This window comes from Rhizobium sp. B230/85 (assembly GCF_019355735.1).
Lineage (GTDB): Bacteria > Pseudomonadota > Alphaproteobacteria > Rhizobiales > Rhizobiaceae > Rhizobium > Rhizobium rhododendri.
On the sequence record NZ_CP072156.1, the window covers coordinates 2045193 to 2070711 of the forward strand.

At 60.2% G+C, this 25519-nt stretch carries 25 protein-coding genes and 1 tRNA gene; 11 read left to right on the forward strand and 15 right to left on the reverse strand.

The genetic code is table 11. The features are described 5' to 3' along the window. Positions 1 to 73 precede the first annotated feature (73 nt). Positions 74 to 238 (forward strand): hypothetical protein, encoded by a 165-nt coding sequence (locus J5289_RS09975; protein ID WP_209183628.1) that lies wholly within the window; start codon positions 74 to 76, stop codon positions 236 to 238. 2 nt (positions 239 to 240) lie between these two features. Here the strand turns inward: J5289_RS09975 and J5289_RS09980 are convergent, their stop codons facing one another. Genes J5289_RS09980 through J5289_RS09995 form a run of 4 tightly spaced genes read right to left on the reverse strand, consistent with a single transcriptional unit; the run spans position 241 to position 3463 of the window. Further along, positions 241 to 804: a GNAT family N-acetyltransferase gene (locus tag J5289_RS09980; RefSeq protein WP_209183629.1), complete on the reverse strand. Its 564-nt coding sequence runs from the start codon at positions 802 to 804 to the stop codon at positions 241 to 243. Between the two features lie 2 nt (positions 805 to 806). Then, positions 807 to 1661, reverse strand: a complete 855-nt coding sequence (gene sseA, locus J5289_RS09985) for a 3-mercaptopyruvate sulfurtransferase (protein ID WP_209183630.1) — start codon at positions 1659 to 1661, stop codon at positions 807 to 809. 17 nt (positions 1662 to 1678) lie between these two features. Then, positions 1679 to 2416, reverse strand: a complete 738-nt coding sequence (locus J5289_RS09990) for an alanyl-tRNA editing protein (protein WP_209184106.1) — start codon at positions 2414 to 2416, stop codon at positions 1679 to 1681. Positions 2417 to 2422: 6 nt separating this feature from the next. Beyond that, a complete protein-coding gene (locus tag J5289_RS09995; protein WP_209183631.1) occupies positions 2423 to 3463 on the reverse strand; it encodes a cysteine synthase A in 1041 nt (346 codons plus the stop codon). Between the two features lie 212 nt (positions 3464 to 3675). Between J5289_RS09995 and J5289_RS10000 the strand changes: the two genes are divergently transcribed. Together J5289_RS10000 and J5289_RS10005 are read left to right on the forward strand one after the other, a co-directional pair. Continuing rightward, a complete protein-coding gene (locus J5289_RS10000) occupies positions 3676 to 4326 on the forward strand; it encodes a ChrR family anti-sigma-E factor (protein WP_209183632.1) in 651 nt (216 codons plus the stop codon). Between the two features lie 100 nt (positions 4327 to 4426). Beyond that, positions 4427 to 5257, forward strand: a complete 831-nt coding sequence (locus tag J5289_RS10005) for an SDR family NAD(P)-dependent oxidoreductase (protein ID WP_209183633.1) — start codon at positions 4427 to 4429, stop codon at positions 5255 to 5257. On the opposite strand, the gene J5289_RS10010 is transcribed toward J5289_RS10005, so the two are convergent. The 5 genes from J5289_RS10010 to J5289_RS10030 form a co-directional block, all read right to left on the reverse strand. Further along, complete coding sequence (locus tag J5289_RS10010; RefSeq protein ID WP_247749088.1) at positions 5193 to 6629, reverse strand: MFS transporter; 1437 nt, start codon at positions 6627 to 6629, stop codon at positions 5193 to 5195. The two genes, J5289_RS10005 and J5289_RS10010, sit on opposite strands and share 65 nt — an antisense overlap. Next, complete coding sequence (locus J5289_RS10015) at positions 6616 to 7875, reverse strand: cyclopropane-fatty-acyl-phospholipid synthase family protein (RefSeq protein WP_209183634.1); 1260 nt, start codon at positions 7873 to 7875, stop codon at positions 6616 to 6618. Before J5289_RS10015 ends, J5289_RS10010 begins: the two co-directional genes overlap by 14 nt. A gap of 95 nt (positions 7876 to 7970) precedes the next feature. After that, positions 7971 to 8822: a DUF1365 domain-containing protein gene (locus tag J5289_RS10020; protein ID WP_209206571.1), complete on the reverse strand. Its 852-nt coding sequence runs from the start codon at positions 8820 to 8822 to the stop codon at positions 7971 to 7973. Beyond that, a complete protein-coding gene (locus J5289_RS10025; RefSeq protein ID WP_209183636.1) occupies positions 8819 to 10174 on the reverse strand; it encodes an NAD(P)/FAD-dependent oxidoreductase in 1356 nt (451 codons plus the stop codon). The genes J5289_RS10020 and J5289_RS10025 overlap by 4 nt, the downstream gene beginning before the upstream one ends. Beyond that, entirely contained in the window at positions 10171 to 11628 is a 1458-nt protein-coding gene (locus J5289_RS10030; protein WP_209206570.1) for a deoxyribodipyrimidine photo-lyase, read from the reverse strand. The genes J5289_RS10025 and J5289_RS10030 overlap by 4 nt, the downstream gene beginning before the upstream one ends. A gap of 220 nt (positions 11629 to 11848) precedes the next feature. Here J5289_RS10030 and J5289_RS10035 point away from each other — a divergent pair, with 220 nt between their 5' ends. Further along, on the forward strand, positions 11849 to 12964 hold the full coding sequence (locus tag J5289_RS10035; RefSeq protein ID WP_142822476.1) for a sn-glycerol-3-phosphate import ATP-binding protein UgpC: 1116 nt from the start codon (positions 11849 to 11851) through the stop codon (positions 12962 to 12964). Positions 12965 to 13097: 133 nt separating this feature from the next. Here the strand turns inward: J5289_RS10035 and J5289_RS10040 are convergent, their stop codons facing one another. From J5289_RS10040 to J5289_RS10050, 3 genes are all read right to left on the reverse strand, one after another. After that, positions 13098 to 14012: an ABC transporter permease subunit gene (locus J5289_RS10040; RefSeq protein ID WP_209183638.1), complete on the reverse strand. Its 915-nt coding sequence runs from the start codon at positions 14010 to 14012 to the stop codon at positions 13098 to 13100. A gap of 7 nt (positions 14013 to 14019) precedes the next feature. Continuing rightward, a complete protein-coding gene (locus tag J5289_RS10045) occupies positions 14020 to 14904 on the reverse strand; it encodes a carbohydrate ABC transporter permease (RefSeq protein WP_209187448.1) in 885 nt (294 codons plus the stop codon). A gap of 103 nt (positions 14905 to 15007) precedes the next feature. Continuing rightward, the gene (locus J5289_RS10050; RefSeq protein WP_209184108.1) at positions 15008 to 16366 is read right to left on the reverse strand and encodes an extracellular solute-binding protein; all 1359 of its coding nucleotides are present in this window, start codon (positions 16364 to 16366) and stop codon (positions 15008 to 15010) included. A gap of 348 nt (positions 16367 to 16714) precedes the next feature. On the opposite strand from J5289_RS10050, the gene J5289_RS10055 reads away from it, so the two are divergent. The 6 genes from J5289_RS10055 to J5289_RS10080 all read left to right on the forward strand — a co-directional run bounded on the left by J5289_RS10055 (position 16715) and on the right by J5289_RS10080 (position 20599). Then, positions 16715 to 16909: a hypothetical protein gene (locus J5289_RS10055; RefSeq protein WP_209183640.1), complete on the forward strand. Its 195-nt coding sequence runs from the start codon at positions 16715 to 16717 to the stop codon at positions 16907 to 16909. Positions 16910 to 17043: 134 nt separating this feature from the next. Next, positions 17044 to 17319 carry a hypothetical protein gene (locus J5289_RS10060; protein ID WP_209187449.1) on the forward strand — a complete coding sequence of 92 codons (276 nt, stop codon included), beginning with the start codon at positions 17044 to 17046 and terminating at the stop codon, positions 17317 to 17319. 133 nt (positions 17320 to 17452) lie between these two features. After that, positions 17453 to 18139: a thermonuclease family protein gene (locus tag J5289_RS10065; protein WP_209183642.1), complete on the forward strand. Its 687-nt coding sequence runs from the start codon at positions 17453 to 17455 to the stop codon at positions 18137 to 18139. Positions 18140 to 18327: 188 nt separating this feature from the next. Continuing rightward, positions 18328 to 19983 carry a phosphoethanolamine transferase gene (locus tag J5289_RS10070; RefSeq protein WP_209183643.1) on the forward strand — a complete coding sequence of 552 codons (1656 nt, stop codon included), beginning with the start codon at positions 18328 to 18330 and terminating at the stop codon, positions 19981 to 19983. A 182-nt stretch (positions 19984 to 20165) separates the two neighbouring features. Beyond that, the gene (locus J5289_RS10075) at positions 20166 to 20471 is read left to right on the forward strand and encodes an ETC complex I subunit (RefSeq protein WP_111215474.1); all 306 of its coding nucleotides are present in this window, start codon (positions 20166 to 20168) and stop codon (positions 20469 to 20471) included. Between the two features lie 51 nt (positions 20472 to 20522). After that, positions 20523 to 20599 (forward strand) — tRNA-Arg (locus J5289_RS10080). 22 nt (positions 20600 to 20621) lie between these two features. Here the strand turns inward: J5289_RS10080 and J5289_RS10085 are convergent. From J5289_RS10085 to J5289_RS10095, 3 genes are all read right to left on the reverse strand, one after another. Next, positions 20622 to 21071 carry a PAS domain-containing protein gene (locus tag J5289_RS10085; protein WP_209183644.1) on the reverse strand — a complete coding sequence of 150 codons (450 nt, stop codon included), beginning with the start codon at positions 21069 to 21071 and terminating at the stop codon, positions 20622 to 20624. Positions 21072 to 21349: 278 nt separating this feature from the next. Then, positions 21350 to 22237: a cation diffusion facilitator family transporter gene (locus J5289_RS10090; protein ID WP_209184109.1), complete on the reverse strand. Its 888-nt coding sequence runs from the start codon at positions 22235 to 22237 to the stop codon at positions 21350 to 21352. A gap of 351 nt (positions 22238 to 22588) precedes the next feature. Beyond that, a complete protein-coding gene (locus J5289_RS10095) occupies positions 22589 to 23263 on the reverse strand; it encodes a cysteine hydrolase family protein (protein ID WP_209183645.1) in 675 nt (224 codons plus the stop codon). Between the two features lie 266 nt (positions 23264 to 23529). On the opposite strand from J5289_RS10095, the gene J5289_RS10100 reads away from it, so the two are divergent. Next, positions 23530 to 25431, forward strand: a complete 1902-nt coding sequence (locus J5289_RS10100) for a potassium transporter Kup (protein WP_209183646.1) — start codon at positions 23530 to 23532, stop codon at positions 25429 to 25431. Positions 25432 to 25519 lie beyond the last annotated feature (88 nt).

Genomic DNA, 25519 nt, shown 5'->3' on the forward strand with positions numbered 1-25519 from the left:
ATCAGCGCGAAACCACCCGTTTCTTGCCGTTCGTTTTCATAGCGCTATTTTTCGACTAAAAGGGAGTTTCAGCATGCCGAACATCGATCTCGACTATCTCGCCAGGCAGAATGACAAGATACTCGAAGAACTTAGCGCATTGCGGCGAGAGGTTGCCGACCTCAGGGCCACAGCCGGACAATCGCTCGAAATAGACCGGCGCACAGATCCGCGCCGGCCAAGCGGCCTGTCACGCTAGCCTCAGCCGCGCTTGATGATCTCGAGCAACTCGTCGTCCGTCAGCGGCGTGACGGTGCCCTGCGCCGTCGATACCGGTGAGAAACCGAACATCTGGTAAAGCTGCAGTGCGCGCGGATGGTCGAGATTGTTGGTGGTTACCACGATCTTCTGCGGGTTCGAAAGCCACAGGGCATAGAGAGCCTGCAGCAGAAACCACTTGCCGATGCCGAGCCCCAGCGCGTGCTCTATCAGCCCGAAGTGACTAAGCTCGATCGTGTCCTCGTCGACGCGAAAATGTTCGAAGAAGCCGGCCGGCGCGCCGTTGACGTAGAGGACGCTGACGTCGTTGCGCTCGTCGTGGAGCACGGTTGTCAGTTCCTCGTCGCTCATTCTCATCCGGTCCACCCACTGCCATCGGGCACCGACCTGCCGGTAGAGATAGCGGTAGAACGGCAGCGGGATCTTCGGCGCCCGCATGACGGCAGCCTGGATATTGATCGGGATCGCCAGGCTGGTCTTCGGCGGCGCAGTCATTTCCAGTCGGGTGATCTGGACCGGTATCTGTGCGAGGGATGTTTCAGTCATGTTCAAGCCTTGCCGGTGGCGATGGGTGTGTCCTGCCGGCTTCCCCATTCCGTCCAGGAGCCGTCATAGAGCCGGTTGTCGCTGTGATCGAGTGATTCCAGCGCCAGCGTGATGATTGCCGCAGTGATACCCGAACCGCAACTGGTGACGACCGGCTTGGAAAGATCGATGCCGGCAGCTTCGATGGTCTGCTTCAGTTCGGACAGCGTCTTCAGCTTGCCGCCGGTCGAAAAGGAGCCGGAAGGCAGGCTCCGGGCACCCGGCATGTGGCCGGAGCGCATGCCGGCGCGGGGTTCGGGTTCCTCGGCTGCGAACCGGCCGGCGCTGCGCGCATCGGCAATCTGCATGGCGCCGCTGGAGACGATATCGCGCATGTCCTCGAAGCCGACCACGCGCTTGTCGTCGAATACATGGATGAAGGTTGCGGGCTGCGGATCCGGCGCCGTCGTTTCCAGGGGACGGCCCTCGGCCTTCCAGCCATCGAGGCCGCCATCCAGAACTACGACGTTGCTAGCGCCCATGATGCGGAACAACCACCAGACGCGCGGTGCCGAAAAGATACCGGGACCGTCATAGACGACGATCCGGTCGGTTGCCGATATCCCGAGCTTGCCGACCTGTTCGGCGAAATAGTCCGGGGAGGGCACCATGTGCGGCAGGTCTGTGGAGTGATCGGCGATCTTGTCATGGTCGAAACGAACGGCGCCCGGAATATGGCCGGCGGCGTATTCGGCCTCCGCGTCCCGCTTCTGCGCCGGAAGATAGAACGCGGCGTCGACCACCTTCAGGTCCGGAGCGCCAAGCTGCTGTTGCAGCCAGTCGGCCGATACGACAAAACGGCTTTGGTCGACACTCATGCTGATCTCCATGCTGTTCAGGCTTCTTGCCCGGGCGTTCCGAAGCGGATGCGAAAGCGCCGGTTTTCCTTGCCCTTTTTTTCGATCTTGGCGATGAAGATCGCGCCGACCTCCTGCGTCTCCGACACATGTGTGCCGCCGCAGGGCTGGCTGTCAACGGACGAACTTTCGCCGATGCAGACGAGACTGACCCGGCCAAGTCCTATCGGAGGCCGAACGTTCTTGGACTTGACGATGCCCGGATTGGCTGCAAGCTCTTCGTCGGTAATCCATTGCAGGGTGATTGGGTGATTTTCGTTGACGAGCGTCATGAGCTTCGCCGTCACATCGTCCTTGTCGATGGCCTCGCTCATGTCGAAGTCGACGCGGCTCTCGTCTTCGCCGACGGCAGCGCCTGTGATCGGGTAGGGGCAGACGACGGACAGGAGATGGCAGGCGGTGTGCATCCGCATCAGCCGGTAGCGGCGCGGCCAGTCGATGTGCAGAACCACTGTCTCGCCGACGGAAGGCACGGCCTCGCCTTTGAGCGGTGTGTGCAGGATAATGTCCTTGGTCGCGCCATGGCGGGCCTGGCCAAGCATGATCCTTGAGCCGTCGCTGCGTTCCAGAAATCCGGTATCGCCGGGCTGACCGCCCGATGTTGCATAAAAGCAGGTCCGGTCGACCTCGATGCTGCCGTCCTCGTGCACTGCAGTCACCGTCGCCTCGACGGTCGACAGATAGAAATCGTCACGGAAGAGCGCCTCGACTGTCATCGGCAATCACGCGACCCGTTCATAGGGAACGGAAATCTGCGGGGACGCCGTCAGCCAATCCGGCACAGGCAGGCCCTTTGATTTCAGGAAGTCCGGGTTGAAGAGCTTGGACTGGTAGCGGTTGCCATAGTCGCAGAGGATGGTGACGATGGTGTGCCCGGGGCCGAGATCCTTCGCCATCCGCATCGCGCCGGCTATGTTGATCGCTGAGGAGCCGCCGAGGCATAGCCCCTCATGTGCTGCAAGGTCGAAGACAATCGGCAATGCGTCGGCATCAGAGATCCGGTAGGCAAAATCAGGCTTGAAGCCCTCGAGATTGGCTGTGATGCGCCCCTGGCCGATACCTTCGGTGATCGACGATCCCTCGGATTTCAGCGTACCATGGGCATAGAACTCATAGAGCGATGCACCTTCGGGATCGGCAAGCCCGATCTTGATGCCCTTGTTGAAGCCATGCAGCCCCATCGCCGTTCCGGCCAGCGTGCCGCCGGAACCGACCGCGCAGATGAAGCCGTCGACCTTGCCATGCGTATCATCCCAGATTTCGCGCGCCGTCGTCTCGATGTGCGCCTGGCGGTTGGCGAGGTTGTCGAACTGGTTCGCCCAGATGGCGCCGTTCGGCTCGGTCTTTGCCAGTTGTTCTGCGAGCCGGCCGGAAACTTTGACGTAATTATTGGGGTTTTTGTAAGGGGCGGCTGGCACCTCGACCAGTTCCGCACCGAGCAGCCTCAGCGCGTCCTTCTTCTCCTGGCTCTGCGTTTCCGGGATGACGATGACGGTGCGATAGCCCAGCGCCTTGGCGACGAGCGTGAGGCCGATGCCGGTGTTGCCGGCCGTGCCCTCGACGATGACGCCTCCAGGCCGCAGTAGTCCCTTTTTCTCGGCATCGCGGATGATGTAGAGCGCCGCACGATCCTTGACGGACTGGCCAGGGTTCAGGAATTCCGCCTTGCCATAGATCGTCGAGCCGGTCGCCTCTGAGGCGCCCTTCAGCTTGATAAGAGGTGTGTGGCCGATCGCTTCGAGGACGGAGGGGTAAACGCTCATGGGATCTGCCTTCTGTTTGATCCTATTGTAAGAACGGTCTTTTCTCTCCACAAGGCGGCATTGGCAAGAAATACCGTTCTCATAGGGCGGCCGGTGCGATAAAATTCATTGGCTCCAAGCAATAAGTCTGCCTTGGTGATCTGTCGATTGACTTTTGGCGTAAGCGTCAGCAGAAAAGTTCGAGCGGGTGAACGGTCTTGGTCGGAACGAATATGGTGGGCAATCAGATCGATACTTTCGACGCGCTTATGGCGCATTATGTTGCCGGCTCGCTTCCGGAACCTGCCCGCATTCTTGTTGCTGCCCATCTCGAGATGCAGCCCATCAATCGTTTAATCGTCCATGATCTGGAAGCACTTGCAGGCGAGGCTCTGGAACAAATGCCTGCCGCAGATCCCGGTGACAGGAACGCCCGGCTTGCTGCAATTTTCGCGTCGCCGGCCTCGTCGGAACCGGCGCCACGACCGGTCGAAAGATCAGGTGACGGCGGGTTGCCACAGACGCTGCGCGATTTCATCGGTTACGATCTTGCGGATATCCCGTGGCGCAGCAAGTTGCCGGGCTTCAAGAAATACGGCCTTGGCGAAATCGATGGCTGCAAGGTGAACCTGATGTGGATCCGAGCCGGCAGGAAGCTGCCGACCCACACCCATGAGGGCGCCGAGTTGACGCTGGTGCTGGAGGGTGCATTCTCGGATGCGCGCGGCCGCTACGGGCCGGGCGAGATATCGATCGCCGACGACAGCATCGTACACCGGCCGGTCGCCGAAAACGACCGGCCCTGCATTGCCTTTTCGGTGCTCGAGGCGCCGATAAAATTCAAGGGGCCGCTGACGCGTCTCGTTGGCGACCTGCTCGGCTGAAAGCAGCCACAATAGCGTGCTATCGGCAGCGACAAACTGCTGGACAGGAACTTTCTGACATCGCCTGGTGTTGAACCGGACCCGCCGAGGAGCAAACGAGATGCGTGACTATGTCGCCCGACCCGATCATGGGATCGTCTGGATTTCCGGAGCCAGCTCGGGCATTGGACGGGCGCTCGCGCTCAAGCTGGCGGGTGAGGGGTACCGGGTCGCCGTGACCGCCCGCAACCATGACAAGCTGCTCGAACTCCAGTTGGAGGCGGCAGGACTTGCCGGCAGCATCATCGTTCTCGATGGCGACGTTACCAGTGCCGAGGACATGGAACACACAGTCGCCGCCATAGAGTACCAGCACGGCACCCTGGCCATGGCGATCTTCAATGCCGGCGTCTATCTGCCCGTGGACGGTGCGCATCTGAAACACGAGGACTTCGAGCGAAGCTTCGCCGTTAATTTGTCCGGCGTGGTCAATTGTTTGATCCCCGCAGTCCGTCACATGAAGACGAAGGGGCAGGGCCAGATTGCTATCGTCTCCTCTGTGACCGGCTACGGAGGGCTGCCGACAAGTGCTGCCTATGGAGCCACCAAAGCGGCGCTCATCAACATGGCTGAAAGCCTGAAATTCGATCTCGATAAACTCGGCATCCGAATCCAGGTCATCAATCCGGGCTTCGTCGATACCGAAGCCACAAAGAACAACCAGTTCCCTATGCCGTCGCTGGTGACCGCCCAGGTCGCTGCGGATGAGATCGCCGCAGGCCTGAAGTCGCTCTCCTTCGAGATCAGCTTTCCGAAGAGTTTTACGCTAAGGCTGAAGCTGCTGAAATTCCTGCCCTACAATCTCTATTTCAAGGCCATCAACCGGTTTACCGGATGGCCCGAGCGGGCGGTGGAGTCTCCGCGCGATCCCTCTCCGCATCCAGCCGAGTAGCGGCTGGCCTGCTGCCATCGATACGGGAGCGCAATATCTTGTGCGCTGCCTCGTCGAGCGGAAAATTCCACATCAGCGCCACCGCGACGAGTTTCAGCACGATGGGTATCCACGCATAGGCGATGGCCAGCGTCCAGAGAGCCTGCGGCCGGTTGCCGGCACCGGCCGCTGCATCGAAGCCGAAGGCGGACAGCAGTGGAAAGATCAGCCCCACACCCGCCGCCAGCGACAGCTTGGTGGCCAGACCCCAGGCGGCAAAATAGAGGCCGCCGCGCTGCGAGCCGGATTGGGCAGTGTCGACATCGATGACATCGGCCTGGATCGCCGGCGGCAGCGACAGGTCGAAGCCCAGCATGAGGCCGGTGACGACGCAGATGGCTCCAAAACCATAGAGCGAACCGGAAGGCAGCAGCGGCGCTGCGACGAAGGCGGCACAGGCAACGATCATCGCAATGCACCAGGCGCGATGCTTGCCGAAGCGTCTGGCAGCCAGCGTCGCCAGCGGAACACCGGCGATGCCGAACAGGAAATAGATAAACAGCAGCGGCCCGCGCGATTGCGGCAGCCCAAGCCGGTCCGATACAAAATAGAGAAAGAGTGTCGCGGGGATCCCGTTGGCAAAGCCGTTGATGAAATAGGCGATCAGCAGGCGGACGAACGGCTTGTTTGCCGCCAGAAATCCGAGGCTCTGCCGAAGCGCCACCCTGGCAACGCTATGCTCGCGCGGTTCCGGCACGAAAATCACGGCCATCAGGCCCGAGACCGGCAAGCTGATCGCGACGATGATGCCGAGCACGGCCAGTCCGGAAATCGCAGCGCCGCGCTCCATGCCGATGGCGAATGGCACGACGATGGCAATCAGCACCCCGATCAGGGAGATGCCCTCGCGAAGGCTGGTGAGCGATGTGCGCCCACTGTAGTCGTCGATCAGCTCCGCGCCCCATGCCGAATAGGGCACCATCGCCATCGTATAGCCGAGAGACAGCACTACGCCCCAGACGCTAAGCCACAGAAGCGTCACACCCGGTGGCGGCGAATAGAGCATCAGCGCGGCAAGCGAGGCGATGGGTACCGAAAGCGAAAAAAGCAGGCGACGTCGGCCGAAGCGAGGTCGGAAGCGATCCGCGACCACGCCGACCAGCGGATCGGATACGGCATCGAATATCCTCACCAGCAGCAGCACGAAGCCGACGCCGGCAAGGGGGAGGCCTATGGTTTCGGTGTAGTAGGTTGGCACCACCGCATAGAGCGGCAGGCCGAGCGCTGCGAGTGGCGCTGCCGGCAGCGCGTATGCCAGAAGCCGCCACCAGCCGATCGGTCGCTCACCGCTCGACTGAGGTGAACGAAGTCCGTCCGCGTCACGCCCTGGCAAAAACCACCTGGCGCACGTCGATATTGCGCGAGAGGAAGCCCGCCTCGCAGTAGAACAGGTAGAAGTCCCAGAGCCGCTTGAAACGGTCATCGAACCCAAGCGGCTTCACCCGCTCCCAGGCGGCCCAGAAGCGGTCGCGCCATTCAGCCAGCGTCCGGGCGTAGTCGAGCCCGAAACCGAAATCCTTGACCATCGACAGGTCTACCTTCCGGCTCAGCGCCAGGAGATGTTCCGGCGTCGGGAGCATGCCGCCGGGAAAGACGTATTTCTGGATGAAGTCCGGATTGGCCTTGTACTTCGCAAAGGCCTCCGGCTTGATCGTGATGATCTGCAGGCCAGCCTGGCCACCTGGCTTCAGGCAGTCCTTCAGCTTGGTGAAATAGGTCGACCAGTATTTCTCGCCGACCGCCTCGAACATTTCGATCGAGATAATCTTGTCGTAGACACCGGTTTCGTCGCGATAGTCCTGGAAGCGGAAATCGACGCGGTCGCTGAGGCCAGCCTTGCGGATACGCTCTTCGGCGAAGACCAGCTGTTCGCGGCTGATGGTCAGGCCAGTAACGCGGCACCCCATTTCCCGCGCGGCGAATTCGGCAAACCCGCCCCAGCCGCAGCCGATCTCCAGCACATGGTCGCCCGGCTTGATGCCGGTGGCCTCTGCCAAGGCCCGGTATTTCGCATTCTGGGCCGACTGCAGGTCGTTGGCGCCGGTCGAATAGAGCGCGGAGGAATAGGTCATGCTCGGATCGAGCCACGCTTTGTAGAAGTCGTTGCCGAGATCGTAATGCGCCGAAATATTGCGCTTGGATCCGGCCTTGCTGTTGCCGCGCATCCAGTGGCGGATCTTTTCGACGACCTGCATGATGCCGCCGGTGCCGTTGGCATACTGGTCGGCTGCTTCGCCGTTGATCAGGAAAAGCTGCAGGAAGGACACGATGTCGGGGCTGTCCCAATCGCCGTCCATATAAGTCTCCGCGACGCCAATCGTGCCCGTAAGCAGCGCCCGGTAGGCAAGCTTCCAGTTGCGCAGCGTCACGGCAGCCTTGGGACCCTCCATCTTGCCGACAACGACCACCTTGCGGCCGTCCGGCATCTGGATGGCGAGCGAACCGGTCTGCATCTGCAGTAGCCCGCGAAGGGCAAGTCGCGCCTTAAACGGCAATCCCTTGGAGACGCGCGCGATGTTGTCGTGCGTCAGAATCTCGGCGCCCTCGGCGAATTTCGTCCAGTCCTGCCTGTCAGTCATCGATGCTCCGGTAGCAATTGGCTTGGCTCCTGCACCTATATGATGTGCGACCGGGACTTGCCAGTCCTTGGCATCTATTGTCGGGGAATCCCAAGTCATTCTGCGGCCTCCAGGGTTATGCGCTGCGGCTTGATGCTGACGGGAGGCGGAGCCTTTGGCTTGGGGATGTATTTAGCCCCCTTGAGCCATAGCTTCAGTGCCTCCCAGTGAATGCCGGCGACGATCTTCATGGTCAGGAACGGGATGCGGACGGTCAGCGCGAGAAGCGTCGCTGTTGCCATTGTCTGCCGACGTCCGGTGAATGTGGCCGCCAGCAACGGACCCTCGGCATCGGTTTCGAGGATACGCCAGCGAATTTCATCGCCCGGCGGGAGCATGCGGAAATGATAGCGCATCTCCATCGGGATGAAGGGCGAAACGTGAAAAATCTTGTCGCAGCTCTGGCGCAGTCCACTCTCGGTCATCTCGCCGTCGCTGACCGGGCACACATAGGTGTGCCGCTCGCCGAACGTGTTGCGGACCTCGTAGATGGCAGCCATCAGGCGCTCGTCGGCGTCGTAGGCGTAATAGACGGAAATTGGATTGAAGACGTAGCCAAGGATGCGCGGGTAGCAGACGAGCACGATGCGGGCGGCCCGTTCTGCAAGACCAGCGTCAGCCAGCAGTCCGTCGGCATAGGCGCGTAGCGTGGCACTGTCCCCGCAGTGGTCTTTCTCATGGAAAGCCACCAGGTTTCTCTTGTTCACGGAAAACAGCGCTGACAATCTGTCCGCCTCGATAAGGCGGTCGAGGTCGACGAACAGCGAGAACACCCGGTACTGGAAGCGGTGTCCGAACGGCTTCATGCGCTGGTGCATCACCTCGCCGGTATAGAGCGCAGCGGGCGCAAGAGGCACGGGACCGTTGCGCTCGAGGTTGACACCGCCCTTGTGCAAAGGCTTCCTCATACCAGGACTTCAAGTTCTTGCTTGGCACGGACGGCAGTCTGCCTCGGGGCGCGCCACGGGATGACGCCGCCGAGCGCCTCGGCTGCCGCGAGACCGGAGGTCAGGCCGTCTTCATGGAAGCCGTATCCAGTCCAAGCGCCGGCGAAATGGCTGTGGTTCCGCCCTTGGATGCTGGCAAGCCGCAGTTGTGCGTCCATGCTGCCGCCGTTGAATTGCGGGTGGTCGTAGGAATACTCGGCAAACACCTTCGACGGATCGAGTTCGCGGTCCGGGTTGAGGGTGACGAACAGCGGATGGTCGTCACGGATGCCTTGCAGCCGGTTCATCCAGTAGCTGACAGCGCAGCCATTTTCGCCTTCGCCTGCGCTGGAACGGAGATAGTTCCAGGATGCCCAGACCTTCCGACGCTTCGGCATCAGGGCGAGGTCGCGGTGGAGCACGACACGGTTAGGGCCGTAGGGGATAGCGCCGAGCAAGCGTCGTTCTTCGGGTGTTGCGTCCTTCAGCATCGCCAGGGTCTGGTTGCTGTGGGCGGCAAAAATCACCTTGTCGTAGATCGCCTCGCGACCATGCTCGTCGGTGATCAACACGTGATCGTCGCGGCGCTGGACGGCGCGGATGCCGCATGACAGCTTCAGTCGGTCGCCGAGCGGTGACAGAAGCTTTTCCAGATAGTTGCGGCTTCCCCCGGTGACCGTGCGCCACTGGTGCTGCTTGAGGTAGATCAGGCGGTGATTGTCGAAGAAATTGACGAAATGCTCGGCGGGGAAGTCGAGCATCTGCGCTGCCGGTGTCGACCAGATGGCGGCCGCCATGGGGATCAGGTAGTTGTTGGTGAAGCCCGGCGAAAAACCGCGCCAGTCGAGATAGTCGCCGATCGACCGTTCGGCCAGATGGCCGGCAGCGCGGTCCGTAAGGCAGGTCTTGTTGAAGCGCATGATCTCGCGCACCATCCACAGAAAGGAGGGACGCAGCAGGTTGCGTTTCTGGGCGAACAGCGTCCCCAGATTATCGCCACTCCATTCCATCCTGCCGCGGTCGAGCGACAGCGCAAAGCTCATGTTGCTGGCATGGGTTTTGACACCCAGTTCGGAAAATAACGCCGTCAGGTTCGGATAGTTCTGCTCGTTGTAGACGATGAACCCGGTGTCGACGGAAATCGGCGTGCCGTCATAGTCGATGTCGACCGTTGCTGTGTGCCCGCCCGCCCGATCCGCCTTCTCGTAGAGCGTGACATCGTGCACCGGGTGAAGCGCCCAGGCGGCGGAGGTGCCGGAAACGCCGGAGCCGATTACCGCGATTTTCATGCGGTGGGCGCCGTTGTGTCCGGGGTCTGCAAACAGGGCGTTCATGCGGCGTCCTTTACTGCACTATAGGCTTTCAGCGCCCGGTCACGGGCCTTTGCGTGGTCGACGATCGGGTTGGGGTAGGTCTTGCCGAGAGCGATGCCCGCCTTGTCGAGCACCGATGCCGGTGCCTCGAACGGCCGGTGAATGTACTTGTTGCCGAGTTCGGCCAGTTCCGGAACGAACTCGCGGACATACGTCCCATCGGGATCGAATTTCTCGCCCTGCAGAATGGGGTTGAAAATACGAAAGAACGGCGAGGCGTCAGCCCCGGACCCTGCGACCCACTGCCAGCTGGCAGCATTGCTGGCGGGATCGGCGTCGACGAGCGTGTCGCGGAACCACTCCTCGCCCTGACGCCAGTCGATCAGCAGGTCCTTGATCAGGAACGAGGCGACGATCATACGGACGCGATTGTGCATCCAGCCATGCTTCCACAACTGGCGCATGCCGGCGTCGACGATGGGATAACCCGTGCGCCCTTGCGTCCAGTCCTCGAACAGATCCGTTTCCGTCCTCCATTCGAAGGCGTCGAAACGCTTGTTCCAGTTGGCGGAGGGAAGGGCCGGGAAGTGGAACAGGAGATGATAGGAAAAGTCGCGCCAGGCCAGTTCCTTGCGGAAATGGATGACGTCGTCCTGCGGCGTGCTCTTCGGCAGGTTGCGCGTCGCATACCAGATGCGGGCCGGCGATATCTCGCCGAGTGCCAGATGCGGAGAAAGCATCGAGGTCGCGGGCTTGGCCGGGAAATCACGATCCGCTTTGTAACCGGTCAGCGCCTCGTCGACGAAGTCGTCGAGCCGCGCGCGCGCCGACGCCTCGCCTGGCACCCAGACGTCGGAGAACGAGAGCGCCCAGTTCGGCTTTGTCGGCAGCAGCTTCCAGTCCGACAATGGCTCGCTGTCCGGCCACGCTTCAGGGGCTGTGATTTTCTTCGGTGCATCCAGCGGCTCCGGCGGCTCGCCACGGCCCTCGAGCGCCCGCCAGAACGGCGTATAAACGCGGTAGGGTGTGCCTCCGCCGGTCATCAGCTTCGAAGGCTCATGCAGCAGCTGGCCGGCGAAGCTGGTGGCCTCGATGCCGCGCTCGTTAAGTTGCCGCTTGATCTCGGTATCGACGGCGATACCGGCAGGGTCGTAGCGGCGGTTCCAGACTACGCCGGTCGCGCCCGAGGTTTCGATAAGCCTGGAGAGCACGGAAAGCGCCTCGCCGCTTGCAAATATCAGGTCGCTGCCAAGGTTGCGGAGAGACGCCTGAAGCGCGGTCAGCGAGTGGTGGAGCCACCAGCGCTGTGCGGCGCCGAGCGGTCCCGTGCCTTCTTTATCGGGTTCGCGTATATAAAGGGGAATGATCGGCCGGCCTTTTTCGCGGGCGGCATGCAGCGCGAGGTTGTCGTCGAGCCGGAGGTCCTTTCGGAACCAAAGGATGGTGCATCCGCTCGCCTTCGTCACTGCTGTCATCCCCCTTTTTCCTTCTGATTGAAGTCTGTTACGCATCTACGTTGTTGTCGGATCAAAGGTTTCAAGGCTTGCGGCGAAAACCCGCGCAGCCCTGTCCTCGGCGCCGGATGCCGCCGTGAAAGCAAGCGAAATGCATTGACGCATCAGATTCTCCGAGGGCTGTCACCGTTCTGTTATGCAACGTGGTTAGCTCTCCGGCCATATCGGCAAGGAGTGTAGCATGGCAGAAATCCGCATCGAACAGGTCCGCAAGGCCTATGGCAGCAACAAGGTTGTTCACGGCGTGGATCTGAATTTTCGTTCCGGTGAGTTTGTCGTCATCCTCGGGCCGTCCGGTTGCGGCAAGTCGACCCTGCTCAGGATGATCGCAGGCCTTGAGGATATCACCAGCGGCGAGATCGTCATCGACGACGTCGTGGTCAATCAGCTGGAGCCCCGCGAGCGCGGCTGCGCCATGGTGTTCCAGAACTATGCGCTCTATCCGCACATGAATGTCGCAGCCAACATGGGCTACGCGCTCAAGGTTTCCGGCGTGCCGAAAGAGGAACGCGACCGCCGCATCAAGGAGACGGCGCGCATCGTCGGCCTCGAGGATTTTCTCGACCGCAAGCCGGGCGAACTATCCGGCGGCCAGCGCCAGCGCGTCGCCATGGGTCGCGCCATCATCCGCGAGCCGAAAGTCTTCCTGTTCGACGAACCGCTGTCCAACCTCGATGCCAAGCTGCGCGTCCAGATGCGCGTCGAGATCCGCCGCCTGCACAAGCGCCTGTCGGCCACCTCCGTGTTCGTCACCCATGACCAGGTCGAGGCGATGACGCTCGCCGACAAGCTGGTGGTGATGTACAAAGGCAAGGTCGAGCAGGTCGGCACGCCCCTGGAAGTCTATAACAAGCCGCGCACCCGTTTCGTCGGCTCCTTCATCGGTTCACCCGCGATGAACTTTCTCGAGGGCTCGTTCGCCGCAGACGGCACGCACTTCATCTTCGACGGCATTCCGATCCCGGTCGATCCGGCCATCGGCAGGGCCAATGCCGGGCGCGCTGCAGCACTCGGCATTCGTCCTGAGCACGCCTACATGGTTCCGGTGGGGACGCCAGGCAGCATCCCGGCGACTGTCGATTTCGTCGAGGAGCTCGGCGCCGGTCGCGTCATCCACTCCGACATCAACGGCTCGAACTTCGCGCTCAGCATTTCCGACCATATCACCAGCGAAACCGGCCAGGAGATTGCACTCCACCTGCCTGCCGAGCACATCCACCTGTTCTCCAACGAAACCGACCTGCGCCTCGACCTGCCGGAAACGGCACCGGTGCGGAAGCTGGAACTGGTCTCCTAAACAGTCCTCGAAATTCGATCCTCCCCCAATGCCGCCGGTTCCCCCCGGCGGCATTTTTGCGCCTGGCCCCATGGCCAAACGAAAATGGCGGGCCGAGGCCCGCCATGAGATGAATGCGAATGGTGGACCTCGGCTATTTTTCTGTCGAGACCAGCCCGCGCACGAACCAGCGCTGCATGAGCACCACAACGACCAGCGGCGGTAGCATGACGATCAGCGTGCCGGCCATGGCAATATGCCATTCCGGAATACCCCCGATATTGGGAATCAGCTGCTTCAACTCGGTGACCGCGGTCTGGTAGCCCGGATCCGTTGTGACCAGCAATGGCCACAGATACTGGTTCCATGCGTAGAGGAACATGATCGTGCCGAGCGCTGCCATGTTCGTGCGAGATAGCGGCAACAGGATATCGATGAAGAATCGCAACGGCCCCGCACCGTCCATACGGGCAGCCTCCGTCAGTTCGTCGGGCATCGTCAGGAAGAACTGGCGATAGAGGAACGTCCCAGTGGCCGTGGCGATTAATGGAAGGATAAGGCCCGGGTAGGTATTCAGAAGCCCGAAGTTCATCGACAGTTGCACGCCTGAAAAACGCTCTATCAGCCAGCTGATGCCGGTGACGTCTAGTATTGCCTGGTAAGGCGCCAGCACGTTGGCAGCGACCGCGTAGGTCGGCACGATGCGCACTTCGAGCGGCAGCATCAGGGTGATGAAGATCGCCCAGAAAATCAGGTTGCGACCGGGGTAGCGGAAGTAGACCAGCGAGAAGGCCGTCAGTGCCGAGATGATCACCTTGCCGGCCGCAACGCCAACGGCAAGGATCAGGCTGTTCAGGAGCTTCGGTCCGAGATTTGCTGTGACCCAGGCTGTTTTCAGATTGAGGAAGAGGTCAGAACCCGGGATCAGCGACATCGGCACCTGGTTGACGTCATGCAGATTGTGCGAAGCGGCAATGATGATGATCACGAAGGGAAGGGCGGCAATCAGAAAGCCGATGAAAAGGACCACATGGTTGAATATGTCCAGAAGGGGGGTACGTTCGACCATGATCGCCTCAACGGTAATGTACGCGCCGCTCGATGAAGCGGAACTGGAAAATGGTAAGCAGAACGATCAGGACCATCAGGATGATGCTCTGGGCAGCTGCACCGGAGAAGTCGAGGCCTTTGAAGCCGTCGGAGTAGATCTTGTAGACCATGAGATTTGTCGCATTGGCGGGTCCGCCGGATGTCATGATATCGACGATGCCGAATGAATCCTGGAAGCTCTCGGTAATATTGATGACCAGCAGGAAGAAGATCGTCGGCGTGATCAGCGGGAACTGTATGTCCTTGAACCTCCGCAGCACACTCGATCCGTCCATCGCCGCAGCTTCGATCAGCGAGCGCGGAATGCCCTGGAATGCGGCCAGGAAGAAGATGAAGTTATAGCCGATATATTTCCACGAAAATGCGATGATGACCGAAGCCATCGCATCGGCGCCGTTGAGGCCCGGGTCCCAGATCCCTGGCCACCATTGGTTGACGACGGCGACGATGCCGGCCTGTGGTGCCAGAATGAACCGGAAGCCGAGCGCAAGCGCCGGGGCTGCGATGCCATAGGGCCAGATCAGCACGACGCGATAGAACTTCGAGCCTCGAAGCTGGCGATCGGTGAGCGCTGCCAGAAGCAGGCCGATCGACATCGCGGCTGTCGTGCTGATCGCCGCAAAGACCATGCTGCGGGTGACGGAGTTCCAGTAGTCGGCATTGCTGAGAAGCGCTTTGAAATTATCGAAGCCGACCCACGTATTGCCGCCGCCCCAGGGTTGCTGGAGGGTGAGGGACCAGAACACGGCCTGTCCGGCTGGCCAGTAGAAAAAGGTAAAGATCAGGAGGATCTGCGGCACGGCAAACATGATGCCGATGGTGTTTCTGTTGAATGTCGTGCGTTTTTCCATTGCTTCTTCCGGCAGGCGGCTATCGGACGAGGACGTCCGTTGCAAATGACGAGACGCCGCCCAACCGGTTTCGGATGGACGGCGCTGTTGCTTTCAGGGTCGATCAGGGAAGGGTCTTGCCCTTGTAGGTCTGTTCGAAGCGCTCGAGATTGGCGTTGCCGTTCTTCACAAGCGTATCGATACCCTCCTGGACGCCGATCTTGTTGGAAAAGATCGCCTGCATCTGGTTGCCGAATTCAGCGCGGATCTGCGTGAAGTTGCCGAGGCGGATGCCGCGGGTGATCGGTGTGGGCGTCGATGCCGTCAGGCTGGCGATAGCGACTTCGCGACCCTTGTAGGGAGCCTTTTCGTAGAAGCCGGTCGACTTCATGTAATCGAAGCCCGACTTGGTGACGGGGATATAGCCGGTGTTGGTCGACCAGAAGAGAGCGGTCTTCGGATCGTGGACGAAGTTGAGGAAGGCGGCAGCGGCCTTGTACTCATCCTTCGACTTGCCCTGCAGAACCCAGAGCGAAGCGCCGCCGACGAGCGAATTCTTGCGCTCGGTACCGGCGTAGACCGGAAGCTCGGCCACATCCCAGGCCATCCCGGCCTTCTGTGTCTTGCCGACCGTACCGTGGTCGCCGACAGAGGTCATGATCATCTGGCAATCGCCGGAAGCGAAGGCCTGGACCATGTCCTGGCCCTGTTCCTTGGCTTTGATCTTCACGAGGCCCTGATCGTACCAGCTCTTGAGGTCGGTCACGTACTTTACGAACTTCGTCTTGTTCACCATCAGACGGGCGTTGAGACCGTCATAACCGTTGTTTTCGGTGGCGATCGGCTGGTTGTGGATAGCAGAGAACTGCTCCATCAGCTGCCAGCTCTCGTTGTTCGAGATGTTGATAGCCATCGGGCATTCATAGCCTGCGGTCTTCAGCGCCTTCATGTCGTCGGCGGCTTCTTCCCAGGTCTTCGGCGCTTCCGTCTTGCCGATTTTGGCAAAGGAGTCCTTGTTCCAGTAGAGGAGGGCAGTCGAGGAGTTGAACGGGAAGGACAGCAACTCGCCCTTGGACGTCGCGTAGTAGTCGGCGATGCCCGGGAAATAGTCTTTCCAGTCGATCTTGTAGCCGTTTTCTTCCATCAGCTTGCCGGCCGGGTAATAGGCACCGGACAGCATCATCGTTGCCGTGCCGGCATCGTAAACCTGGACGATGGCTGGCTGCTTTCCGGCGCGGAAGGCAGCAATGGTGTTCTGCAGCGTGGCGTCGTAGTTGCCCTGGCTGGTGCAGGCGACTTCGTAGTCCTTCTGCGACTCGTTGAAGTTCTTGCACATCTGCTGGACGACGCGTTCTAAGTCGCCCGACAGGCCGAACCAGAAGTCGAACTTGACCGGCGCAGCGGCAGCCGGCAGAGCGAGCGACAGGCTGATCGCCGCAGCGCCAGCAGCCGTCAGGCAGCGCTTCACGCCCGGCAGACCCATATAATGATTGAGTTTGAACATAATCCCTATTTCCTTTTGATCGACAAGGCTGCAGGCCCCACGCAGCCCTTGGCAGCGGCTTTATAGACACGCTGTGTGACAGTTTATTGCGGGCAGATGTTGCGGCGCGAAATGGTTCTGGACAGGCTGTGACGCACCGTCGGAGAGATGATCGAAGGCGACCGGCAAGCACCGAAAATGACAAGACATGATCGGGTGCGCGGCCTCCGCTGCCAGCCACTGACCCTCAGCGCTCTGTCACGCACGTTTTCGTGATCCCTTGAATAAGAAGGAACCCTTTGTAACTCTTTGCCGTTATGGGGTTGTGAATTCCAAATGAGGTCCAAAATGCGCAATTTTATTCTTGCTTCCGCAGTTGCACTGGCTGCAACCCTTTCGGCGGGCGTAGCTGCTCGTGCTGACAACATGTCCATGCGTCACAACATGCACGGCATGCACCAGAAGCATTGCATGATGAAGACGGTAAAGCACCGCGACCGCCACGGTCACATGGTCGTCAAGAAGATGCGCGTTTGCCGCTAAACGGCCGGCCAGTCGTTTTGATGGAAACCCGGTTGACGAAGTCAGCCGGGTTTTTTTACGGGATGGGATGTGGTCCGTGACAGGATGCACGATCCGCATTAGGATAGCCCACTAGCATTTTAGGGAAAACCGACATGATGAATGTCCGCCAGATCGCCACCGCCGCAGTCTTTGGGGCGTCCACTTTATTCATGACCGTCTCGCCTGCGGCTTCCATGCCGCTTTCGCATGTCGCATCGGTGCAGACCGGCACCGCTGAGGTCATTGAGGTCAGGAACCGAAGTCATCATCATGATCACCACCGGCGCGACCACCGCTTCCACGGCCGTGACGATTACTATGACAATAACGACCAGAGCGGCGTCCTCTTCAAATCGTTCGTAACCGGGACATTGTTTCACGCCCGCTAGTCAAAAGCGTAGTGCTATTTGATAAGCCTAAGGGCCTGGATCTTCGATCTTGCCCCGCCTGTTTCCGTACCGACGCCAACCTTTCGGAAAGGGTTGGCTGGGATAATGCCGCTCGCTAGTGAAGGAGCGGACAATGGCACAAAGGCGCAGCACGCGAAAACCAGCCCGCAGGACGGCCAAAAAGAAAAGCGGCGGCGGCGGAAGCATTCTGCCATGGTTGGCCGTTGCGACAGTGCTGGCGATTGTCGGATACGATCACTGGCAGTCCATCAAGCCTGAATTGACGACCCTGGCAAAGGGCACCGTTGCTGCACCCGTGATAGCCGCCCTCCCGTCACCGGCTGCCAGGCCGCAGGCCCCGACTGTTCGTGCCGTGGACAACAGCCCGGTTCCGCCAGCGCCCATTCCCGTCGCCATGCCCGTTCCGACACCGAGCCCGCAGCCGGCCTCCGCCTTGACTGCGACATCCGTCTCGGAAAGCTTCGGTCTTTGCGGCCAGGGCACGCATATCAACTGCGTCTTCGACGGCAGCACGTTCTGGGTCCGCGGCACGAGGATCCGGATCGCCGATATCGACACACCGACGCTCGGCCCCTCGCGTTGCGTCGAGGAAGAGCGGCGCGCCAATATCGCCAAGCTGCGTCTTCTCTCCTTGCTCAACGCCGGCCCGTTTACGCTCCAGCCGGCATCGTCGACAACTGAGCCTGCGGGCACAACGCAGCGTCGCGTCCTGCGCGCCGGCCAGTCCTTCGGGGATACTTTGGTGCGCGAGGGCCTCGCCCACCGTCGGATGGACCGCCCTGTTTCCTTGTGCGCCTGACCTCCATCTGGTGGGCACACATTATCCACAGAGATCGCGCGGGCCCTCTATTCCTGTGCACGTCCTGCCTGTTCAGGTAGCTGTCAGGAAACTCACCTAAGTGCCGCCGCTTTTGTGGGGTCTAGGGCAGTACCGATTCCGGGCGGCTTGCAGAAGTCGTCCCTGTCTTTCCATCTGGAGAAGATTTATTGACCGATCATGCCGGCGGGGGCGGGCGCCATTCATTCCGTCCACGAATAGGCAGCGTCACGCTTTGCCTGTTGACGAGCCTCTACATCGTCCTTTTCACCAACTACACATTCTGGACGCGGGCTCACACCTACCTCTCGAGCGATCCTATCGCCTTCGTGGCTTTCGTCGTCGGCGTCTGCGCGCTGATATCGGCCGTGATGATCATTCCCTCGGCAAAGTACCTGATCAAGCCGGCGCTGGTCTTCTTCGTCCTGATAGCATCGGTATCGTCCTGGTTCACCGACCAGTTCGGAACGATCATTGATCGCGAGATGATCCGCAATGCGGCGGTGACGACCACAGCCGAGGCGGGGCACCTGATCACGGTAGGCTTTGCCACCCACGTGATCCTGACCGGCATCCTGCCGTCGCTTTTCATCATCTGGGTGCGGGTCCTTCATCGCCCGTTTCTCAGCAAGCTCGGCTATAATCTCGCAGTCATTGCCCCATGCCTTGCCATATTCGTGGTAGCCGGCCTTAGCTTTTCGCGCACCTACGCCGCCGTCGGCCGCAAGAACCCGGATCTCGTCCTGACGCTCAACCCCTTCGTGCCGATCGTCAGCGCCGTCAAATATCTAGTCGGCACGGAACGAGACCGTAACATTGTTGCCGCCCCCATCGGCACGGACGCGCACCGGACTGCGCCGGGCCAGAAGCCACGGGTCACGATCATCGTCGCCGGCGAGACGGCGAGGGCGCAGAATTTCTCGCTCGGAGGCTACGGACGCGATACCAATCCGGAATTGAAGAAGCAGGATATCGTCTATTTCCCCAACACGACGAGTTGCGGCACCGCGACGGCGACCTCGATCCCGTGCATGTTTTCCATCTACTCCCGCGCCGAGTACAGCCACCGCAAGGGACTGGAAACCCAGAACCTGCTGGATGTGCTTTCCTATGCCAAGGTCAACGTCACTTGGCTGGACAACGACACCGGCGCTTATGGCGTCGCTGACCGCGTGCCCTACACCTTCCTGCCGAAGGCGGCCGATCCGCGCTTCTGCAAGGACGGCGAATGCCTCGATGCCATCCTCCTCGACAAGCTCGACGACTACCTCGCCAACGCCAAGCAGGACAGCGTTCTGGTTCTCCACCAGCTGGGAAGCCATGGCCCGGCCTACTACCTGCGCTACCCTGAGAATTTCAGGCGCTTCACTCCGGATTGCCGCGCTGCCGAGTTCGGAAGCTGCAAGCCCGAAGAGATCGTCAACGCCTATGACAATTCCATCCTCTATACCGACCACATCGTCTCGGAGGTCATCAACAGGCTGAAGGCGCATCAAGGCAACGTGGCGGGCGCGATGATCTACATCTCCGACCATGGGGAATCACTTGGCGAAAACGGCCTCTATCTCCATGGCGCACCCTATGTCATCGCCCCGGCGGAGCAGACGCGTGTGCCATTTCTTGTCTGGCTGGCCGGCGACCTGCAGGCGTCTGCCGGCTTCGACATGGCCTGCCTTTCGGCCAGGGCAGGGGCGTCCTACTCCCACGACAACTTTTTTCACAGCGTGCTCGGCCTGATGGACATCGGCACCAAGGTCTATGACCCCGCCCTCGACATCTTCGCTAGCTGCCGGAAAAAGGTGGCTGGGGCTTCAAGTCCGGGATAGCGGCGGCGCAGCCACAAAGGGCCAGCGCGGGCGCGTCGCAGCCTTCGCCTTTTTGCTTGAAAACAGAGGGATTCGCGGTTAAGCAAAAGCCCAATGCTCCAGCCGCCGGCAGTGTTTGCGATTTCGTCTGCGGAACATGGACAGCAACGGCGGGAAATCCGCTCTTTCGGAGGCGAGCAGCGATGTCTGCAAAGATCTATCGTCCGGCGAAGACCGCCATGCAATCCGGCAAGGCCAAGACCCACAGCTGGGTCCTGGAGTTTGACCAGGAGAGCCCGCGAAAGATCGATCCGATCATGGGCTACACCTCGTCTGACGACATGCGCCAGCAACTGAAGCTTTCATTTGAAAGCCAGGAGCAGGCCGAGGCCTACGCAACCCGCAACGGCATCGAGTATCGGGTAATCCCGCCGAAGGAAACCGTCCGCCAGACCGTTTCCTACACCGACAACTTTCGCTTCAATCGCAACCAGCCCTGGACACACTGATCCATCAGGCTCCGTTCGCCACGCTGCCAACTCAATGCAGCAAAAACATCCGGCCCCTTAGCTCAGCTGGATAGAGCACCTGCCTTCTAAGCAGGTGGTCGCTGGTTCGAATCCAGCAGGGGTCACCACTTTTTTCAGAATATCAGAATCCTAATGCCGCGTGACAGCCGCCGTAATCGGAGCCGCCTCTGGCAACGTCAGGCTGGCGACGGCGAGTTGCAGCAGTTGGCTGACGGGGTGGTTGTTGGCGCTTTCAGCGGCGTTCCGGGCGGTCTGGCACAGCCGCAAAAGTGCGGTGGACGGACAGTCGGGTGTTGCATTGCTCACTGGGAATATCATGCCGGCGTATTGGGATGGGGTGCCCGCGGGATCGCGGAAGCATTGGCCGTATGCAATCACCCGCGTCGTTTTCCCGTCGCCGTCGATGACCCGGTAGGTTTGCTGATAGGGGCTGCCGCTGATGATTGCCTCGTGGATCGCTCTCGCGACGGCACCTCGATCCTCCACGTGCACCTTTTCGATGAACCGCTCTATCGGCAGGCCACGTCTGACGCGATCGGCTGGCAGGTCGAATAGTTGAGCGACGCTGGCGCTGGCCATGACTGTATTCGTCGCGAGGTTCCAGGAGTAAGTTCCCGCTTCGCGGGTAGTCGGTCCCCTGGATGGTTCGAAATACAGTCTGCTCATCATGCCCCCGATACTGCAGCTCCAAGAATCAATATCCTGGGTACAATTTATGGGCGAAGTTTCGCGATATACAAGACGTTCGAATATTCTAATTTAAATAATGTCAAATTTAGCATTTTGTAGGAGGGCATTCGAACGTCGTGGGCAGCGGTGGTCCGCCTTCGAACACTGGAATGCTAGGGCGCCAATCCTCAGATAACGATGACGCCTTTGTGCTTGGCCTTGTCTTCCGGCTCGACGTGGATGGTCGTGATGGCGCCCGACACGGCTTGCTTCAGGGCGGCCTCGATCCTGTCGCAAATCGTATGGGCGTCGCCGACGGTCATTGCGGTCGGGACGACAAGGTGGAAGTCGATGAATGTGACGCGGCCGGCATGCCGTGTCCGCAGAGCGTGCGCCTCGAGAGCATCGCTGGCATTGGCGGAAATCACCCCGCGGATCAGCGCAAGTTCTTCGGGCGGGGCGGCTTCGTCAAGCAGGCCGCTGGCGCTTTCGCGGATGACGCCCCATCCGCTCCACAGCACGTGCAGCGCCACCAGCGCGGCAATGATCGCATCGAGCTGGATGATGCCGGTGAAGATTACCAGCGCCACGCCGATGAGCACGCCGAGCGAGGTGACGACATCGGCCATCAGATGCTTGCCATCGGCGACCAGGGAGGCCGACCGGTGGAGCTTTCCCTGGTTTATGAGGACGGTGCTCCAGCCGATGTTGAGGATCGTGGCGGCGGTGCTGACGATCATGCCGGTCCAGGGTGCATCTATCGGCTTCGGGGCGATGAAGCCATGATAGGCTTCGTTGAGAATGGCAATGGCGGCGCCGACAATCATTGTGCCGACTACTACGGCAGAGAGATATTCAGCCTTGTGGTGACCGTAGGGATGCTGCTCGTCCGGCGGCACCGCGGCTGCCTTGATAGCGAAGATGACGGCCATCGCGGTGACGACGTTGATGATGCTCTCCAGCGCGTCGGAGAACAGCGCGACGCTGCCAGTGATCCAGAACGCAGCATATTTAATGGCCAGCACGACGATGCTGACAACGAAACTGCCGAGTGCGATTTTCAGTGACCGGTCCATCAATTCCTACTCCGCCGGCAGCGCAATCCGGTCGTTGAGGTGACCGGTGCCCTGACAAAAGACGGAAAGCTCTATGAAAAACAACGGAAGATGCACTGCGCGCTGATGCGCGAGCGTCATACTGTGTTCCTGAAAAGCAATCCCCTAAGCCGAGAGATAAGAAAAGCGCCATCGGCTGTCAAGCCGCTAAAATGGCTTTTATCTAGTAATAAGAATGACTTGCAGGTAGATTGTGCGAATGGGAATGAGTTGCATTAAGCATACGGCAACTCATGCCCCCTCTGGGGTGCGTGGCGTCATACTCTATCGAGGCTTTGTCGGGACGGGCGCTGCTTCCAGCGCCCTCCACATTCAGAACGAGATCATGTCGATCGTCGTCAATGTCGTCTTGGCGGCGACGCCCGGGGCGTGTGTCATGTGCCACGCGACATATTGCTCGGCGTAGAGTTCGGTCGACGACATAGCGTCGACAGGCAGGATGATGTTCATGCCGTGAAATGCAGCGTCGCTCGCGGTCGCAAGCACGGCTCCCTCGGATGCCGTACCGGTGACGATGACGCTCTTTATCCCCTTGGCTGCCAGGATCTTATCGAGGTCGGTATTGACGAACTTGTCCGGGCCGGATTTGACGATTGCCTCGCCATCCCGAGGCGCGAGAACGGTGGCAATGTCGGCTTTGGTGCCGGCGCCTGCGAGACTGTAGACCACAAGCATCCCCTTGGCGCGCGCCTCGGACAACAGCTTGGCAACTTTTGGAAGCGACTCCAGGCACCGGGGCTTGGTCTTGCTGTTGCATGGCCCCTTGGTCGGATCCTGCGCGCCATTGAAATCTAGAAGCAGCAACGCTGTCGTTGGCAGATCGACCTTGACCGGCTTGAGTTCGGGTGGAGCCGGTACCTTCACCTCTTTCCAGGTATCGATGATGGTCTGCGCCGACGCTGCACCGGATAGGGCGACGTTACAGGCCAGCGCCGCAGCGATCATGGCAAGGGTTGCGGTTTTACGTAATGTCTTCGATTTCGTCATTTACTTCTCCCGGAGCGGTTATCGCCGCTACTTTGACCAAGGATGAGGGGAATGTAACGAAAACTATACGTGAACGGGCTATCTGTGGACTTTATCGAGTGGCATAAGAGACCAGCTTGCTGCAAAGTTGAACGGTAATGTTAGGCTCGGGCGTTCGAAAGAATCGCCGGCAGTAAAACATCAGTTGTCTTCGGCACATTTGATCGCCATATGCGTTGCCTCACCATCAACTTCGATGAATAGGGCTCTGAAGGGCCGGAGATACGATGACAGCCGTGCCGCGCGATACTTCCGCACCTGCCAAGGGCCTGCCGAGCATCCTGTTTCCGATGATCGGTTCCATCGGTGTCGTCTATGGTGATATCGGCACCAGCCCGCTCTACGCCTTCCGTGAGGCACTGCGCCCCTTTGTCGACGACGGCGTGACACGCGGCGAGATCCTCGGCCTCGTGTCGCTGATGCTCTGGACGCTGACCGTCATCGTGACGTTCAAATATGTTCTTTTCTTGCTGCGCGCCGACAATGACGGCGAGGGCGGCACGCTCTCCCTGCTTGCTCTGCTCGCGAAGAAATCGAGCCGCTACAAGAATGGCCTGCTGTTTGCAGCGCTAATCGGCACCGCCCTGTTCATCGGCGACGCGATGATTACGCCAGCTCTGTCGGTGCTGTCTGCCGTCGAGGGGCTGAAGCTTGTGACGCCGGTTTTCTCGACCTATGTGGTACCGATCGCCGTCGTCATCATGATCTTGCTGTTTGCCATCCAGTCGCGCGGCACGGCCACAGTCTCGCGCTTTTTCGGTCCCATCACTCTTCTCTGGTTCCTGGTGATAGCCCTCGGTGGCCTGTCGCATATCATCGAGTCCCCCTCCATTCTGACCGCGCTCAACCCGATCCATGCCGTCCGCTTCATCGCCCATGCCGGGACGGTGGGGCTTGTCGTGCTCGGCGCCGTGTTCCTTACGGTGACGGGTGCTGAAGCGCTCTACGCCGATCTCGGACATTTCGGCCGCAAGCCGATCCAGGCTGCCTGGTTTTTCGTGGTCTTTCCGTCGCTGGCATTGAATTATCTCGGGCAGGGCGCATTGGTTCTGCATGACCGCGCTGCGGCCGCCAATCCGTTCTTCCTGATGTTTCCGGACTGGGCGCTGCTGCCGGTCGTCATCCTCGCCACCTGCGCAACAATCATTGCCAGCCAGGCTGTCATCACCGGCGCTTTCTCGCTAGCCCGCCAGGCAATCCACCTGGGCCTGCTTCCGCGCCTTGAAATCTGCTTTACATCGGAAACCAACACCGGGCAGATCTACCTGCCGACCGTCAACGCCATCCTGCTGATCGGCGTGCTCGGGTTGATCTTCCTGTTCAGGAGTTCGGATTCTCTCGCCACCGCCTACGGCATCTCGGTGACCGGCGCCATGGTGGTGACGACCATCCTCTCCATCCAGTTCGTGCGTCTTTTTTGGAAATGGTCGCTGGCAACGGCACTTGCCGTCCTGCTGCCGCTGCTGGCGCTCGAATGCATCTTCCTCGCCGCAAACCTGCTGAAGATCACCGAAGGCGGCTACATTCCCGTGCTGATCGCCGGTGCACTCATCGTGATGATGTGGACCTGGCGAAAGGGCACCGGCCTGTTGAAGCTGAAGGCCGCCCGCAACGACGTGCCGCTGATGCAATTCATCGGGTCTATCGAGCGCAAGAGCAACCACGCGCCCGTCTCCGTGCCCGGCACCGCCGTGTTTCTCACCAGCTTTCCGGATCTGACACCGAACGTGCTGCTCCATAACCTGAAGCACAACCACGCACTTCACAACCAGAACATCATCCTGACGATCAAGACCATCCCTCGACCGATGGTCCCGGAAGGCGAGCGCTACATCATTGAATCGCTGTCGAAGCGGTTCATGAAGATGGAATTGCGCTTCGGTTTCATGGAGACGCAGGATGTGTCGAAGGCCCTTAGCCTCTGTCGCAAGGATGGCTTCAAGTTCGACATCATGACGACCTCTTTCTACATTGGTCGCCGCAAGCTGGTGGGCAGCCCGACCTCCGGCATGCCGCTGTGGCAGGACCGGTTGTTCATTCGCATGGCGGGCCTCGCTATCGATCCTTCCGATCACTTTCACCTGCCCAATAACCGCGTGGTCGAGATCGGCGAGCAGGTCATCATCTAGGACCTGCCCGTCAGATAATGTGGCATATCGAGGAAGCAGAAATTGCTGCTTCTTTCGCTCCCGAAACGGTGACATGGTTGTATTGACA

What these genes read in the sequence shown, in the direction of transcription:
- J5289_RS10015 (WP_209183634.1), bottom strand. Translation starts at nt 7,875, where the DNA reads ATGACTGACAGGCAGGACTGGACGAAATTCGCCGAGGGCGCCGAGATT.
- J5289_RS10085 (WP_209183644.1), bottom strand. Translation starts at nt 21,071, where the DNA reads ATGGCCAGCGCCAGCGTCGCTCAACTATTCGACCTGCCAGCCGATCGC.
- J5289_RS10055 (WP_209183640.1), top strand. Translation starts at nt 16,715, where the DNA reads ATGCGCAATTTTATTCTTGCTTCCGCAGTTGCACTGGCTGCAACCCTT.
- J5289_RS10090 (WP_209184109.1), bottom strand. Translation starts at nt 22,237, where the DNA reads ATGGACCGGTCACTGAAAATCGCACTCGGCAGTTTCGTTGTCAGCATC.
- J5289_RS10050 (WP_209184108.1), bottom strand. Translation starts at nt 16,366, where the DNA reads ATGGGTCTGCCGGGCGTGAAGCGCTGCCTGACGGCTGCTGGCGCTGCG.
- J5289_RS09975 (WP_209183628.1), top strand. Translation starts at nt 74, where the DNA reads ATGCCGAACATCGATCTCGACTATCTCGCCAGGCAGAATGACAAGATA.
- J5289_RS10095 (WP_209183645.1), bottom strand. Translation starts at nt 23,263, where the DNA reads ATGACGAAATCGAAGACATTACGTAAAACCGCAACCCTTGCCATGATC.
- J5289_RS09980 (WP_209183629.1), bottom strand. Translation starts at nt 804, where the DNA reads ATGACTGAAACATCCCTCGCACAGATACCGGTCCAGATCACCCGACTG.
- J5289_RS10100 (WP_209183646.1), top strand. Translation starts at nt 23,530, where the DNA reads ATGACAGCCGTGCCGCGCGATACTTCCGCACCTGCCAAGGGCCTGCCG.
- J5289_RS10035 (WP_142822476.1), top strand. Translation starts at nt 11,849, where the DNA reads ATGGCAGAAATCCGCATCGAACAGGTCCGCAAGGCCTATGGCAGCAAC.
- J5289_RS10040 (WP_209183638.1), bottom strand. Translation starts at nt 14,012, where the DNA reads ATGGTCGAACGTACCCCCCTTCTGGACATATTCAACCATGTGGTCCTT.
- J5289_RS10045 (WP_209187448.1), bottom strand. Translation starts at nt 14,904, where the DNA reads ATGGAAAAACGCACGACATTCAACAGAAACACCATCGGCATCATGTTT.
- J5289_RS09990 (WP_209184106.1), bottom strand. Translation starts at nt 2,416, where the DNA reads ATGACAGTCGAGGCGCTCTTCCGTGACGATTTCTATCTGTCGACCGTC.
- J5289_RS10030 (WP_209206570.1), bottom strand. Translation starts at nt 11,628, where the DNA reads ATGACAGCAGTGACGAAGGCGAGCGGATGCACCATCCTTTGGTTCCGA.
- J5289_RS10020 (WP_209206571.1), bottom strand. Translation starts at nt 8,822, where the DNA reads ATGAGGAAGCCTTTGCACAAGGGCGGTGTCAACCTCGAGCGCAACGGT.
- J5289_RS10005 (WP_209183633.1), top strand. Translation starts at nt 4,427, where the DNA reads ATGCGTGACTATGTCGCCCGACCCGATCATGGGATCGTCTGGATTTCC.
- J5289_RS10075 (WP_111215474.1), top strand. Translation starts at nt 20,166, where the DNA reads ATGTCTGCAAAGATCTATCGTCCGGCGAAGACCGCCATGCAATCCGGC.
- J5289_RS09995 (WP_209183631.1), bottom strand. Translation starts at nt 3,463, where the DNA reads ATGAGCGTTTACCCCTCCGTCCTCGAAGCGATCGGCCACACACCTCTT.
- J5289_RS10000 (WP_209183632.1), top strand. Translation starts at nt 3,676, where the DNA reads ATGGTGGGCAATCAGATCGATACTTTCGACGCGCTTATGGCGCATTAT.
- J5289_RS10025 (WP_209183636.1), bottom strand. Translation starts at nt 10,174, where the DNA reads ATGAACGCCCTGTTTGCAGACCCCGGACACAACGGCGCCCACCGCATG.
- J5289_RS10060 (WP_209187449.1), top strand. Translation starts at nt 17,044, where the DNA reads ATGATGAATGTCCGCCAGATCGCCACCGCCGCAGTCTTTGGGGCGTCC.
- J5289_RS10065 (WP_209183642.1), top strand. Translation starts at nt 17,453, where the DNA reads ATGGCACAAAGGCGCAGCACGCGAAAACCAGCCCGCAGGACGGCCAAA.
- sseA (WP_209183630.1), bottom strand. Translation starts at nt 1,661, where the DNA reads ATGAGTGTCGACCAAAGCCGTTTTGTCGTATCGGCCGACTGGCTGCAA.